The 14,430-nt window shown below is 58.1% G+C and carries 11 protein-coding genes; 1 reads left to right on the top strand and 10 read right to left on the bottom strand.

What is annotated here, in order from left to right; genetic code table 11:
* Positions 1-77 precede the first annotated feature (77 nt).
* Positions 78-1,190, bottom strand: a complete 1,113-nt coding sequence (locus ACWKWM_RS11915; RefSeq protein WP_483846336.1) for an S-(hydroxymethyl)glutathione dehydrogenase/class III alcohol dehydrogenase — start codon at positions 1,188-1,190, stop codon at positions 78-80.
* 105 nt (positions 1,191-1,295) lie between these two features.
* On the opposite strand from ACWKWM_RS11915, the gene ACWKWM_RS11920 reads away from it, so the two are divergent.
* A complete protein-coding gene (locus ACWKWM_RS11920; protein WP_483846337.1) occupies positions 1,296-2,195 on the top strand; it encodes a LysR substrate-binding domain-containing protein in 900 nt (299 codons plus the stop codon).
* A 108-nt stretch (positions 2,196-2,303) separates the two neighbouring features.
* Here ACWKWM_RS11920 and ispD read toward each other — a convergent pair whose 3' ends face one another.
* The 9 genes from ispD to rnhB all read right to left on the bottom strand — a co-directional run bounded on the left by ispD (position 2,304) and on the right by rnhB (position 14,424).
* A complete protein-coding gene (gene ispD / locus ACWKWM_RS11925) occupies positions 2,304-3,017 on the bottom strand; it encodes a 2-C-methyl-D-erythritol 4-phosphate cytidylyltransferase (protein WP_483846338.1) in 714 nt (237 codons plus the stop codon).
* Between the two features lie 10 nt (positions 3,018-3,027).
* Complete coding sequence (gene ftsB, locus ACWKWM_RS11930) at positions 3,028-3,306, bottom strand: cell division protein FtsB (protein WP_331189073.1); 279 nt, start codon at positions 3,304-3,306, stop codon at positions 3,028-3,030.
* A 159-nt stretch (positions 3,307-3,465) separates the two neighbouring features.
* Positions 3,466-4,752 carry a phosphopyruvate hydratase gene (gene eno, locus ACWKWM_RS11935; RefSeq protein WP_483846339.1) on the bottom strand — a complete coding sequence of 429 codons (1,287 nt, stop codon included), beginning with the start codon at positions 4,750-4,752 and terminating at the stop codon, positions 3,466-3,468.
* Between the two features lie 169 nt (positions 4,753-4,921).
* Positions 4,922-5,767 (bottom strand): 3-deoxy-8-phosphooctulonate synthase, encoded by an 846-nt coding sequence (gene kdsA, locus ACWKWM_RS11940; protein WP_483846340.1) that lies wholly within the window; start codon positions 5,765-5,767, stop codon positions 4,922-4,924.
* Between the two features lie 15 nt (positions 5,768-5,782).
* A complete protein-coding gene (gene pyrG / locus ACWKWM_RS11945) occupies positions 5,783-7,414 on the bottom strand; it encodes a CTP synthase (RefSeq protein ID WP_483846341.1) in 1,632 nt (543 codons plus the stop codon).
* A 270-nt stretch (positions 7,415-7,684) separates the two neighbouring features.
* Positions 7,685-9,022 (bottom strand): tRNA lysidine(34) synthetase TilS, encoded by a 1,338-nt coding sequence (gene tilS, locus ACWKWM_RS11950; protein ID WP_483846342.1) that lies wholly within the window; start codon positions 9,020-9,022, stop codon positions 7,685-7,687.
* A gap of 54 nt (positions 9,023-9,076) precedes the next feature.
* Positions 9,077-10,024: an acetyl-CoA carboxylase carboxyl transferase subunit alpha gene (gene accA / locus ACWKWM_RS11955; protein ID WP_483846343.1), complete on the bottom strand. Its 948-nt coding sequence runs from the start codon at positions 10,022-10,024 to the stop codon at positions 9,077-9,079.
* Positions 10,025-10,189: 165 nt separating this feature from the next.
* Positions 10,190-13,711 carry a DNA polymerase III subunit alpha gene (gene dnaE, locus ACWKWM_RS11960; RefSeq protein ID WP_483846344.1) on the bottom strand — a complete coding sequence of 1,174 codons (3,522 nt, stop codon included), beginning with the start codon at positions 13,709-13,711 and terminating at the stop codon, positions 10,190-10,192.
* Positions 13,712-13,782: 71 nt separating this feature from the next.
* Entirely contained in the window at positions 13,783-14,424 is a 642-nt protein-coding gene (gene rnhB / locus ACWKWM_RS11965; protein WP_483846345.1) for a ribonuclease HII, read from the bottom strand.
* Positions 14,425-14,430 lie beyond the last annotated feature (6 nt).

Here is a 14,430-nt window from a genome sequence, read left to right on the forward strand (position 1 = left end):
GCCGCAAGCTATAAGCTGCAAGAAGGAGATACGCCCTTGCGCTTGCAGCTTGAAACTTACAGCTTCTAGCTGCTGTTTTAGAAATGAATGACAGTGCGAATGCTTTTGCCTTCATGCATCAGGTCAAACGCTTCATTGATGGCTTCCAGACCCATGGTGTGGGTGATGAAAGTATCCAGCGGGATCTCGCCGGTCTGGGATTTCTCGACGTAGCTCGGCAGCTCGGTGCGGCCTTTCACGCCGCCAAATGCCGAACCGCGCCAGACGCGGCCGGTTACCAACTGGAAGGGCCGGGTAGAAATTTCCTGACCCGAAGGCGCTACGCCAATGATGACCGACTCGCCCCAACCCTTGTGGCAGCTTTCCAACGCTGCACGCATCAAGCCCACATTGCCGATGCATTCGAAGCTGTAATCCACACCGCCGTCGGTGAGTTCGACGATGACGTCTTGAATTGGCTTGTCGTGGTCCTTCGGATTGATGAAGTCAGTCGCGCCCAATTCCCGGGCGACGTCGAACTTGGCCGGGTTGATGTCAATGGCAATGATACGCGAGGCTTTGGCCATCTTCGCGCCGATGATGGCTGCCAGGCCGATACCGCCCAGGCCGAAGACCGCGACTGTCGCGCCTTCTTCCACTTTGGCGGTGTTCAGCACTGCGCCGATCCCGGTCGTAACGCCGCATCCAAGCAGGCAAACCTTTTCCAGCGGCGCCTCTTTGAGAATTTTGGCCAGGGAAATTTCTGGCAGCACGGTGTACTCGGAGAATGTCGAGCAGCCCATGTAGTGGTAAACCGGCTCGCCCTTGTAGCTGAAACGCGTGGTGCCATCGGGCATCAGGCCTTTGCCTTGTGTAGCGCGGACCTTTTGGCAAAGGTTGGTTTTACCGGACAAACAGAATTTGCACTCGCGGCATTCAGCGGTGTAAAGCGGAATCACATGATCACCGACGGCCAGAGAGGTGACACCCTCGCCTACCGCTTCGACGATGCCGCCGCCTTCGTGCCCAAGGATGCAGGGGAACACGCCCTCGGAGTCTGCGCCGGACAGGGTGTACGCATCGGTATGGCACACGCCGCTGGCGACGATTCGTACCAATACTTCACCCGCCTTTGGCGCCTCGACGTCCACTTCAACGATCTGCAAGGGTTGGTTAGGGCCGAAGGCAACGGCAGCACGTGACTTGATCATCAATCATCTCCAGTGATGTAAACGCAAGCCATGGAGTGTAATACATCGCCAGTTGATGAATAATCCGGTCAAAAGCAAAACATTAATGCTGTACAGGGACAATTGATGTACTCCAATCGTTGGGAAGGAATGGACGAGTTCGTCGCCGTGGCCGAATGCGGGCAGTTCACGGCCGCCGCTGAGCGCCTAAGTGTTTCGTCTTCGCACATCAGCCGGCAGATTGCTCGCCTGGAGGAGCGTTTGCAGACCAAGTTGCTGTACCGCAGTACGCGCCGGGTGGCGCTGACAGAAGCGGGCCAGACGTTTCTGCATCACTGCCAACGCTTGCAGGACGGACGCGAAGAAGCGTTGCGAGCAGTGGGAGATCTCACCAGTGAGCCCAAAGGCTTGCTGCGCATGACGTGCGCTGTCGCCTATGGCGAACGCTTTATCGCGCCGTTGGTGACGCGCTTCATGGATGAATACCCACAGCTGCGCGTGAACATTGAGCTGAGCAACGACACACTGGATCTGGTGCATGAGGGCATGGATTTGGCGATCAGGCTGGGCCGTTTGCAGGAGTCACGGCTGGTAGCAACGCGCCTGGCCCCAAGGCGAATGTATCTGTGCGCTTCGCCCTCTTACGTGCAGCGTTACGGTCGGCCGCACAGCCTTTCAGAACTAAGCCACCACAATTGCCTGATTGGCAGCTCCGATACCTGGCTGCTCCAGCAAAACGGCAAGGAGTTTTCCCAACGGATTCACGGCAACTGGCGCTGCAACAGTGGGCAAGCGGTGCTGGATGCGGCATTGCATGGCACCGGACTGTGTCAGCTTCCGGACTATTACGTGCAGGGGCATTTGAAAAGTGGGGCCTTGATTTCGCTGCTTGACGCGCATCAGCCGCCCAATACAGCCGTTTGGGGGCTGTATCCGCAACAACGGCATTTATCACCGAAGGTGAGGAAGCTGGTGGATTATCTCAAGGATGGGCTGGCGATGCAGGGGGAGTATCAGGAAGGGTGAATTCAAACCTGTTGGAGCGAGGCTTGCCCGCGAAGTGGCCAACCCTGGCAGCGCATTCTTCAGAATCGAGGTGTCAGCTTCGCGGGCAAGCCTCGCTCCTACAAGAAGTCAATGGCGGGTGAAATCACCTCGGCGCTGCCGCAGCCATTCCAGATCCTCAGGCCGCGTGACCTTGATATTGTCAGCCCGCCCTTCAATCAGCCGTGGCGATTGCCCCGCCCACTCCATGGCGGACGCTTCATCGGTGATCAAGACGTTCGACACAAGGCTATCCGCCAATGCCCGATGCAACGCGCCAAGGCGAAACATCTGCGGAGTGTAGGCCTGCCAGATCAGGCTGCGGTCCACGGTCTCAGTGACCCGGCCGCTGCTATCCGCGCGTTTGAGGGTGTCTTTTGCCGGCACCGCAAGCAAACCGCCAACAGGGTCTTCAGCCAGCTCAATGAGCAAGTTGTCCAGATCGCTGCGTGCCAAATTGGGCCGGGCGGCGTCATGCACCAGCACCCAATCATTGTCGTCCGCGCCTTGTGCATGTAAATGCAGCAATGCGTTAAGCACTGAGTCCGAGCGCTCCTTGCCGCCGTCCACACGCTGAATTCGAGAATCCAGCGCGCAAGGCAATGTCGGCCAGTAGGGATCATCCACAGCCAGACTGATCACCATCCCCTTGAGCCGGGGGTGATCCAGAAAACAAAGCAGGCTGTGTTCCAGAATTGTGAGGCCGCCCAGTTGCAGGTACTGCTTGGGACGGTCTGCCGCCATGCGCGCACCAACGCCCGCTGCGGGAATCACTGCCCAGAAGGCAGGAAGGGAGTGTGTCATCGCACCAACGTCATTGCGCCAACTGGTAAAGGGTCTCGCCGTCCTTGACCATGCCCAGCTCATGACGGGCACGCTCCTCAACTGTTTCCAGGCCTTTTTTGAGCTCCAGCACTTCCGCGTCGAGGACCCGGTTACGCTCCAGCAGCACATCATTTTCAGCGTGTTGATCGGCGATCTGCTGAGTCAGACTGGCCACCTGCGCAAGGCTGCCATTACCGACCCACAGACGGTATTGCAGGCCAGCCAGCAGCAAGAGCAGAACAAGGAACAACCAGTTAGGACTGCGCATTTGAAATATCAGTTACCCGGTGAATAAAAAGACAGCAGAAGCGACCATGCAAAACGACCGAAAGCCCGGTGGTCACCGGGCTCACGGATCAGAACGTCCGGAAACTCTCAAAAAAGAGAATTCCCCTACAACGCCTGCTGCCTTTTTACCATCTCCGACTCAGCCGCGAAACTCGCCGCGACCATTGTATTTCGCCTTGCTGCCCAATTGCTCTTCGATACGCAGCAGCTGGTTGTACTTGGCGACACGATCAGAACGGCTCAGCGATCCAGTTTTAATCTGCCCGGCAGCCGTGCCCACGGCCAGATCGGCAATGGTCGAATCTTCTGTCTCACCCGAACGGTGGGAAATGATGGCGGTATAACCAGCGGCCTTGGCCATCTGGATGGCTTCCAGGGTTTCGGTCAAGGTGCCGATCTGGTTGAACTTGATCAGGATCGAGTTGGCGATCTTCTTGTCGATGCCTTCTTTCAGGATCTTGGTGTTGGTCACAAACAAGTCGTCGCCCACCAGTTGGATCTTGTCGCCGATCTTGTCGGTCAGGACTTTCCAGCCGGCCCAATCGGACTCGTCCAGGCCATCTTCGATGGAGATGATCGGGTGCTTGCTGACCAGATCGGCCAGGTAGTCAGCAAAACCGGCAGAGTCGTACTCGCCTTCTTCGCTCAGCGTGTACTTGCCGTTCTTGTAGAACTCGCTAGCGGCGCAGTCCAGAGCCAGGGTCACGTCGGTGCCCAGCTTATAACCTGCATTGGCAACCGCTTCGGCGATGGCGTCGAGCGCGTCGGCATTGGAGTTAAGGTTTGGCGCGAAACCGCCTTCATCACCGACAGCAGTGTTCAAGCCACGCGCTTTGAGAACGGCTTTGAGGTGATGGAAAATTTCGGTGCCCCAGCGCAGGCCTTCGGAGAAGGTCTTGGCGCCGACGGGCTGAATCATGAATTCCTGGATGTCGATGTTGTTATCGGCATGTTCGCCACCGTTGATGATGTTCATCATCGGGACCGGCATCGAGTAGACACCCGGCGTGCCGTTCAGGTTGGCAATGTGCGCATACAGCGGCAGGTCTTGATCCTGCGCGGCAGCTTTGGCCGCGGCCAGAGACACAGCAAGGATCGCATTGGCGCCCAGGCTGGCTTTGTTTTCGGTGGCGTCCAGCGCGATCATCGCGTGGTCCAGTGCTTTCTGATCTACCGGGTCTTTGCCCAGCAACAGGTCGCGAATCGGACCATTGATGTTCGCAACTGCCTTCAGAACACCTTTGCCCATATAACGGCTCTTGTCGCCATCACGCAGCTCAAGTGCTTCACGCGAGCCGGTGGAAGCACCGGACGGCGCGCACGCACTGCCGATGATGCCGTTGTCGAGGAGCACATCTGCTTCCACGGTGGGATTGCCACGGGAGTCGAGAACTTCACGACCTTTGATGTCGACGATTTTTGCCATTGTTGTAAACACTCCAAGATTGACGAAAACGACGCAGCTGGGAAACGGCTGTGCATCTCAAGGCTGTAGGACAACGGGCAGGCCTTGAAACGACAAAATTCCCGACCCATTGGTCGGGAACTGAACGAGCGGCACTTTACCGGAGGGTGCAGCGCCAGAGAAGCCTGTCTTACGCGGTTTCTACGGGCGCAAAGCTTTTGATCAGATCATCAAGGGTCTTGAGCTGAGTCAGGAAAGGCTCGAGTTTTTCCAGGCGCAACGCACATGGACCATCGCACTTGGCGTTGTCCGGGTCCGGATGCGCTTCAAGAAACAGACCGGCCAGACCCTGGCTGATGCCAGCCTTGGCCAGATCAGTCACTTGAGCACGACGTCCGCCTGCAGAGTCCGAGCGACCGCCCGGCATCTGCAACGCGTGGGTCACGTCGAAAAACACCGGGTATTCGAACGACTTCATGATGCCGAAGCCGAGCATGTCCACCACCAGGTTGTTGTACCCGAAGCTGGAACCCCGCTCGCACAGAATCAACTGGTCGTTACCCGCCTCTTCGCACTTGGACAGGATGTGTTTCATTTCCTGAGGCGCGAGAAACTGGGCCTTCTTGATGTTGATCACAGCGCCGGTTTTCGCCATCGCCACGACCAGATCGGTCTGTCGGGACAAAAACGCTGGCAACTGAATGATGTCGCAGACTTCAGCCACCGTCGCCGCTTGATCCGGCTCATGCACGTCAGTGATCACCGGCACGTTGAAGGTGCGTTTGATCTCTTCAAAAATGCGCATGCCTGCTTCCAGGCCCGGACCACGATACGACGTCACCGAAGAGCGGTTGGCTTTGTCGAAGCTGGCCTTGAACACGTAAGGGATACCGAGTTTCTCGGTGACCCGCACGTATTCTTCGCAGACCTGCATGGCCATGTCCCGCGATTCCAGCACGTTCATGCCACCGAACAAAACCATTGGCTTGTCGTTGGCAATCTCGATAGAACCGACGCGGATGATTTTCTGTGCCATGTAATGAATTCCCTATCAGGCTTTTTTCTGATGTTGAGCAAGCGCTGCTTTGACGAAACCGCTGAACAGCGGGTGACCGTCGCGTGGTGTCGAAGTGAACTCCGGGTGGAACTGGCAAGCCACGAACCACGGATGATCCGGCGCTTCAACCACTTCAACCAAGGCGCCATCGCCGGAACGACCGGAGATTTTCAGACCGGCACCGATCAGTTGAGGCAGCAGGTTGTTGTTCACTTCATAACGATGACGATGACGCTCGACGATCACATCCTTGGCGTAGCAGTCATGCACCAGCGAGCCGCTTTCCAGTTGGCATTCCTGTGCGCCGAGACGCATGGTGCCACCCAGATCGGAGGTTTCGGTACGGGTTTCGACTGCGCCGGTGGCGTCTTCCCACTCGGTGATCAAGCCGACAACCGGATGCGGGCTGCTGCGATCGAACTCGGTGGAGTTGGCGTCTTTCCAGCCCAGCACGTTACGTGCGAACTCGATGACCGCCACTTGCATGCCCAGGCAGATACCCAGGTAGGGCACCTTGTTCTCGCGAGCGAACTGGACGGCAGTGATCTTGCCTTCTACGCCACGCAGTCCGAAACCGCCAGGAACCAGAATTGCGTCCACGCCTTCGAGCAGGCCGGTGCCCTGATTCTCGATGTCTTCAGAGTCGATGTAGCGCAGATTGACCTTGGTGCGGTTGGTGATGCCGGCGTGACTCATCGCTTCGATCAGCGACTTGTAAGCGTCCAGCAGCTCCATGTACTTGCCGACCATGGCGATAGTGACTTCATGCTCAGGATTGAGCTTGGCGTCCACCACCGCTTCCCACTCGGAGAGGTCTGCGCCCGAACATTGCAGACCGAAGCGCTCGACGACGAAATCATCCAGGCCTTGGGAGTGCAGGATGCCAGGGATTTTGTAGATAGTGTCGGCGTCTTCCAGCGCAATCACCGCACGCTCTTCAACGTTGGTGAACTGCGCGATCTTGCGACGGGACGACATGTCGATCGGGTGATCGGAACGGCAGACCAGAATGTCAGGCTGTAGACCGATGGAACGTAATTCCTTGACCGAGTGCTGCGTCGGCTTGGTTTTGGTTTCGCCCGCTGTCGCGATATACGGCACCAGAGTCAGGTGCATCAACATCGCGCGACGTGCACCGACTTCGAAACGCAGTTGGCGGATCGCTTCGAGGAACGGTTGCGACTCGATGTCACCCACGGTGCCGCCGATTTCGACCAGTGCGACATCGGCGTCGCCTGCACCCTTGATGATGCGGCGCTTGATTTCGTCGGTGATGTGCGGAATGACCTGGATGGTCGCGCCCAGATAATCACCACGACGCTCTTTGCGCAGGACGTGTTCGTACACACGGCCAGTGGTGAAGTTGTTGTTCTGGGTCATGGTGGTGCGAATGAAACGCTCGTAGTGACCCAAATCCAGGTCAGTTTCGGCGCCGTCGTGAGTGACGAACACTTCACCGTGCTGGAAAGGGCTCATGGTGCCCGGATCGACGTTGATGTACGGGTCCAGTTTGAGCATGGTGACCTTAAGTCCCCTCGCCTCCAGGATGGCCGCCAATGATGCCGAAGCAATGCCTTTCCCCAATGAAGAAACAACACCGCCCGTGACGAAGATGTAGCGCGTCATGAAAAACCCTAGAAGTCTGCGTTAAAGCGGTCAGAGCCGCCGGGGAAAGCGAAGGAAGGCCGAAGCCCCCGATGACCTGCGTGCTTCACAGTGCATTCCTGAAACTGTTGCGCTGGAAACGGCTGACCGGATGAAGGCCTGTCCATAATTCGCCACATTTTTTGAGAATCGCCCAGTAAAGACTGGCTGGTGATCGGCAACTTTCATCGATCCAGATGGGTCGACAGAAGCTGTATCAAGAAGGGAGCGTAGTCTACCGGAAACGCCCTTTCAGCTCAAACTTTGGTCGTTCGTCGGCGGCAACCACTGCAATCGCCATTGTCCACGGGGCTCAGCGTCCAGTCCGGGCAGGTTGGCGACGGCCAATAACTCTTCACCGCGATACAACAGCGGCAATCGGCCGCGCAAAAACACCGGCACGCCGCGTTCGTTGAGCAGCCTTTTGAGATCGCGCCGCCCGCGCTCGGGGAGATTCATTATTTCGCCACCCTGTCGGTAGTGCATGTGCAGCCCGCCTTTGGGCGCGTCGCCGATAAACTCAAGCTGACCATTACCCGGCAGGATCAGCGGATCTTCGGGCAGTGGCCAGGCATGAGCGCCGCTGACATTGCGCATCCATACCCCGGCTAGCCACCAGATGCGCCCTTCTGCGCGGTGCAACTGCCCATCGGTCAGGCGCCAGATCGGACGTCCATCGGGGCCGGCATCGCGCAGGCTGTCCCATCCGGCCCAATGATCGCTGTCCGGCAGGCGCGTTCGCGAGCCGAGCCAGTGACGCAGGGCGTTGCGTTGACGTGCAGCTGATAATGCCTCCAGCGGCGCCAGTTCCAGAGACGGAATATTGAGCCAGTCAAAGGGTGAAGGCGTGGCGGCCTGAGCGAGATCCTGCTCGGCCAACTCCGTCAGCAGTGTCTGCGCCTCGGCCAGATGACTCGCCGTACGCGCCATACTCGCCACTGCCTGCGGCCAACGCGAAGTCAACAAAGGCATGACCCGGTGTCGCAGATAGTTTCGCGAGAAACGGCTGCTCTCGTTACTCGGATCTTCCACCCAACTCAAACCCTGCTCACGGGCGTAAGCCTCCAGCCGCTCCCGGGATTCGTCGAGCAAAGGGCGCAACAATCGACCCACACCCAGATCGCGCTCAAACGGCATCGCTGCCAGCCCTCGGACACCGGCTCCGCGCAGCAGCCGGAACAACAAGGTTTCGGCCTGATCATCCCGGTGCTGCGCCGTCAGCAGCACTTCTTCCTCCAGCAACACCTCACTGAATGCCGCATAGCGAGCCTCACGCGCAGCCTGTTCGACACTGGGCCCGGCCAGAACCTGAACCGATATGACCTGCAACGGTACGTCCAGAATCTGACAGACGCGACGGCAATGCGCCGGCCAGTTATCAGCAGCAGTCTGAAGACCATGGTGGATGTGTACTGCGTAAAGGGGGGGAAGCGACTCGTGCCTGGAAAGATCGGCGAGCAGGTGCAGCAGGACGGTGGAATCAAGACCACCGGAGAAGGCGATTCGCCAGCCGACTGCCTCGCGCCAAGGGGCCAGGCGCGAGAGCAAACGGGCGGAGAGTTCTTTTTTGATGGAGTCCGGCTTGCTCATGCTGGAAAGACCCTGCGTTACGCTGGCCGGACGACAATCAAGAGCGACGCTGAATCAAATACCGTAGCTCATCAAACGGTCATATCGACGAGCCAGCAATTCGTCAGTATTGAACCCCTTGAGCATCGACAGCTGGCTGCTCAGCTCTTCGCGGATCGACGCAGCGGCGCCGGCTGGATCACGATGAGCGCCACCCAATGGCTCGCCGATAACCTGATCGACGATACCCAGGCCTTTCAGGCGATCAGCTGTGATGCCCATGGCCTCTGCTGCATCCGGCGCTTTTTCGGCGGTTTTCCACAAGATGGAAGCACAGCCTTCTGGCGAGATTACCGCGTAAGTGGAGTACTGCAGCATGTTCAACTGATCGCACACGCCGATCGCCAATGCGCCGCCCGAACCGCCTTCGCCGATAACGGTAGCGATGATCGGGGTTTTCAAGCGGGCCATTACACGCAGGTTCCAGGCAATCGCTTCGCTCTGGTTACGTTCTTCGGCGTCGATGCCAGGGTAGGCGCCCGGGGTGTCAATGAACGTCAGGATCGGCATCTTGAAACGCTCGGCCATCTCCATCAGACGGCAAGCCTTGCGGTAGCCTTCAGGACGCGGCATGCCGAAATTACGGCGAACTTTCTCACGCACTTCACGGCCTTTTTGATGACCGATCACCATCACTGGCTGATTGTCCAGACGGGCAATACCGCCGACGATGGCAGCGTCATCAGAGAAGTGCCGATCGCCGTGCAGCTCATCGAATTCAGTGAAAATGTGCCCGATGTAATCCAGGGTGTACGGGCGACGCGGATGACGCGCCATGCGAGCGATCTGCCAACTGGTCAGGTTGCCGAAAATGCTTTCGGTGAGCGTATTGCTCTTCTCTTGCAGACGAGAGATTTCATCGCCGATATTCAGCGAATTGTCATTACCAACCAGACGCAGCTCTTCGATTTTGGCTTGCAGGTCAGCGATCGGCTGTTCGAAATCCAGAAAATTCGGGTTCATAGGCATCCGTCTTGGGTCGACGGCCAAGAGGCCGGCCGGTTGATCCGTAAGCGCCATACCTTAAGGGAGATGGCGCATTCAGGTCGAGATTAAAAATTCAGGGCTGAGAACAGGCGCTATGCGAGCCCGGCCTTCGTGGCCGGCAGTCACAACGCGCCTGTGCGTTCAACGATACTGCAGGAAGACGTTCTCTCGTCCGAACTGGTCACGCAACGCTTGAATCAAGCCGTCTGCGGGATCAATTCGCCACGCTTCGCCAAACTGCAACAACGCCTTGGCATCCAGCCCGGTGTAATCGAGTGTAATCGGGCACGCGCCGCGATGCTTTTTGCACAGATCGCCCAGCCAGCGTAGACGATCGCCCTTGAGCGACTCGCTGCGCACGGTCAGGCGCAGGCTCTCGGCCAGGCCAGTACGCGCTTCTTGCAGGCTCATGACCCGTTTGGCGCGCAAACGCAGGCCACCGGAGAAGTCGTCCGAACTGACCTCCCCTTCCACCACGACCATCGCATCGGTCTGCAACAACGACTGAGCGGAATGGAACGCTTCGGCAAACAGCGATGCTTCGATACGTCCGGAGCGGTCATCGAGGGTGATGAACCCCATTTTGTCGCCCTTTTTGTTCTTCATGACCCGCAGATTGATGATCAGGCCAGCAACGGTCTGAGTATCGCGCGCAGGCTTCAGATCGACGATGCGTTGGCGGGCGAAGCGCCGGATCTCGCCTTCGTACTCATCGATCGGGTGACCGGTCAGGTACAGACCCAGGGTTTCCTTCTCACCACGCAGCCGCTCTTTGAGGGTGACTTCCTTGGCTGCGCGATGATTGGCGTACACGTCGGTATCTTCTTCAACGAACAAACCGCCAAACAGGTCGGCATGGCCGCTGTCATGGCTGCGTGCAGTCTGCTCGGCTGCCTGGATCGCTTCTGCCAACGCAGTCAGCAAGACCGCCCGGTTGCGATCGATGTTGGCCTGATACGGTTTTGGCTCATCGAAGAAGTACGGCCCGAGGCGATCCAGTGCACCGCTGCGGATCAAGCCATCGAGGGTGCGCTTGTTCACGCGCTTGAGGTCAACCCGGGCGCAGAAGTCGAACAAATCAGTGAATGGACCGTCCATCCGTGCATCGGTGATCGCCTCGACCGGGCCTTCGCCTACGCCCTTGATCGCGCCAAGGCCGTACAGAATGCGACCGTCATCGTCCACGGTGAACTTGAATTCGGAGGTATTCACGTCCGGCGGATCGAGGCGCAGTTTCATGTTGCGCACTTCCTCGATCAACGTCACGACCTTGTCGGTGTTGTGCATGTCCGCCGACAACACCGCCGCCATGAACGGCGCCGGGTAGTGCTTCTTCAGCCATGCGGTCTGGTAGGAAACCAGGCCGTAAGCCGCCGAGTGAGATTTGTTGAAACCGTAACCGGCAAATTTTTCCACCAGGTCGAAAATGTTACCGGCAAGGTCCGGCTCGATGTTGTTGGTCTTGCACCCGTCAATAAAACCGCCGCGTTGCTTGGCCATCTCTTCGGGCTTTTTCTTACCCATCGCACGACGCAGCATGTCCGCCTCGCCGAGGGTGTAGCCCGCCATCACCTGGGCGATCTGCATCACCTGTTCCTGATACAGGATGATGCCGTAGGTCGGCAGCAGCACCGGCTTGAGGCCTTCATACTGGTAATCGATGTGCGGATACGACAGTTCTGCACGACCGTGTTTACGGTTGATGAAGTCGTCAACCATGCCTGACTGCAGCGGGCCAGGACGGAACAGCGCCACCAGAGCGATCAAGTCTTCGAGGCAGTCGGGCTTGAGCTTTTTGATCAGCTCTTTCATGCCGCGCGACTCGAGCTGGAACACCGCGGTGGTTTCTGCCTTCTGCAGCAGTTCGTAAGTCGGCGCGTCGTCCAGCGGGATGAACGCGATGTCCAACGGCGGTTCGTTGACCTTGGCGCGATCGCGGTTGATGGTCTTGAGCGCCCAATCGATGATGGTCAGCGTACGCAGGCCAAGGAAGTCGAACTTCACCAGGCCAGCGGCTTCGACATCATCCTTGTCGAACTGGGTGACCAGACCGCCGCCCTCTTCATCGCAATAAATGGCCGAAAAGTCAGTCAGTTTGGTCGGCGCGATCACCACACCACCGGCGTGCTTGCCGACGTTACGCACCACGCCCTCAAGCTTGCGCGCCATCTCCCAGATTTCCGCCGCTTCCTCGTCAACCTTTAGGAAGTCACGCAGGATCTCTTCCTGCTCGTAGGCTTTTTCCAGAGTCATTCCGACTTCGAACGGAATCATCTTCGACAGACGATCAGCCAGCCCGTAAGACTTGCCCTGCACCCGCGCCACGTCCCGGACCACCGCCTTCGCCGCCATCGAACCAAACGTGATGATCTGGCTGACCGCGTTGCGACCGTACTTTTCGGCCACGTAATCGATGACCCGATCGCGACCGTCCATGCAGAAGTCGACGTCGAAGTCGGGCATCGAGACCCGCTCCGGATTAAGGAAGCGCTCGAACAGCAGGTCATATTCCAGCGGATCGAGGTCAGTAATCTTTTGCACGTAAGCGACCAGCGAACCGGCGCCCGACCCACGGCCGGGGCCCACTGGCACACCATTGCTCTTGGCCCACTGGATGAAGTCCATCACGATCAGGAAGTAACCGGGGAAGCCCATCTGGATGATGATATCCAGCTCGAAATTCAGCCGATCAACGTACACCTGACGTTTTTCTTCGTAGTTGGGCGTGGTCGCCTTGGGCCACAGCACGGCAAGACGTTCTTCAAGACCGTCAAACGAAACCTTGCGGAAATACTCATCGATGGTCATGCCATCTGGGATCGGAAAGTTGGGCAGGAACGCCGTGCCCAGCTTCACATCGATATTGCAGCGCTTGGCGATCTCGACGGTGTTTTCCAGCGCGTCCGGCAAATCGCTGAACAGCTCGGCCATCTCGGCGGCGCTTTTCAGATATTGCTGATCGCTGTAATTGTGAGAGCGACGGGGGTCGTCAAGGGCGCGGCCTTCGCCGATGCACACGCGAGTTTCGTGGGCTTCGAAGTCTTCCTGCTTGATAAAGCGCACGTCGTTGGTGGCGACCAGCGGGGCACCGTGGCGTTCAGCCAGAGCAACGGCGGCGTGCAAATGTTCTTCATCGTTGATGCGGCTGGTGCGCTGCACCTCGATATAAAAGCGGTCCGGGAAAACGCCCATCCACTCTTTGAGCAACTGATCGGCTTCACCCGGATTACCACCGAGCAACGCCATGCCAATCTCGCCTTCTTTGGCGGCCGACAGGGCGATCAGGCCTTCGTTGGCTTCCGCGATCCAGTCACGCTCGATGATCACCAGACCGTTGCGCTGGCCGCTGATAAAGCCGCGAGAGATCAGTTCGGTCAGGTTACGGTAGCCTTTGGGGCTCATCACCAGCAGGCTGATGCGGCTCAGCGCGGCATCTTTGTCTCGGCCCGCCAGCCACAGGTCGGCGCCACAGATAGGCTTGATGCCTGCACCCATCGCCGCTTTGTAGAACTTGACCAGCGAACACATGTTGTTCTGATCGGTCACCGCCACCGCAGGCATATTCATCCCGGCCAGGGCTTTGACCAGGGGCTTGACCCGGACCAGACCATCAACCAGGGAATATTCAGTGTGCAGGCGTAGATGAACGAAAGAAGCCGGCATGGGTGATCCTATCAAGCACAGAAAACGAAGGCCGGATTGTACCGGCCTCTTATGAAAACATCAGCACGCGATCACGCGAACGGAAGCGGCGTAAACGATGTAGCGATCATCATGTCACGGGCTTCGTAAGCCGCACGTACTGGTGCGAATGAACGGCGATGAATTGGCGTCGGCCCCAATCGGGCCAAGGCTTCCAGATGAACAGGTGTCGGATAGCCTTTGTGCCCGCCGATCCCGTAGCCCGGATAAATCATCTCCATGGCGGCCATTTCGCGGTCGCGGCTGACCTTGGCCAGGATCGACGCCGCAGCAATGGCGGGAACTTGCCCATCACCCTGAATCACCGGCGCACTGGGCACTGACAACTGCGGGCAACGATTGCCGTCGATCAGCGCCAGCTTTGGCGTAATGAGCAAACCTTCGACAGCGCGCTTCATCGCCAACATCGTGGCGTGCAGAATGTTGAGCTCGTCGATTTCGTGGACTTCGGCGCGCGCTATGTGCCAACACAGCGCCTTTTCGCAAATCTCGTCGAACAGCTTTTCGCGCTTGGCGTGCGTCAGTTTTTTGGAGTCGTTGAGCCCAAGAATGGGCCGTTTGGGGTCGAGAATCACGGCAGCCGTTACAACCGCGCCACACAGCGGGCCCCGGCCCACTTCATCGACGCCGGCGACCAATTCTTCGACCAGATTGAAGTCCAGACCCATTTGCATTGAATG

This window comes from Pseudomonas rosaeacicularis (assembly GCF_057128745.1).

Coding starts and splice junctions, on each gene's coding strand:
- ACWKWM_RS11915 (WP_483846336.1), bottom strand. CDS start 1,190: ATGATCAAGTCACGTGCTGCCGTTGCCTTCGGCCCTAACCAACCCTTG.
- ACWKWM_RS11920 (WP_483846337.1), top strand. CDS start 1,296: ATGTACTCCAATCGTTGGGAAGGAATGGACGAGTTCGTCGCCGTGGCC.
- ispD (WP_483846338.1), bottom strand. CDS start 3,017: ATGACACACTCCCTTCCTGCCTTCTGGGCAGTGATTCCCGCAGCGGGC.
- ftsB (WP_331189073.1), bottom strand. CDS start 3,306: ATGCGCAGTCCTAACTGGTTGTTCCTTGTTCTGCTCTTGCTGCTGGCT.
- eno (WP_483846339.1), bottom strand. CDS start 4,752: ATGGCAAAAATCGTCGACATCAAAGGTCGTGAAGTTCTCGACTCCCGT.
- kdsA (WP_483846340.1), bottom strand. CDS start 5,767: ATGGCACAGAAAATCATCCGCGTCGGTTCTATCGAGATTGCCAACGAC.
- pyrG (WP_483846341.1), bottom strand. CDS start 7,414: ATGACGCGCTACATCTTCGTCACGGGCGGTGTTGTTTCTTCATTGGGG.
- tilS (WP_483846342.1), bottom strand. CDS start 9,022: ATGAGCAAGCCGGACTCCATCAAAAAAGAACTCTCCGCCCGTTTGCTC.
- accA (WP_483846343.1), bottom strand. CDS start 10,024: ATGAACCCGAATTTTCTGGATTTCGAACAGCCGATCGCTGACCTGCAA.
- dnaE (WP_483846344.1), bottom strand. CDS start 13,711: ATGCCGGCTTCTTTCGTTCATCTACGCCTGCACACTGAATATTCCCTG.
- rnhB (WP_483846345.1), bottom strand. CDS start 14,424: ATGCAAATGGGTCTGGACTTCAATCTGGTCGAAGAATTGGTCGCCGGC.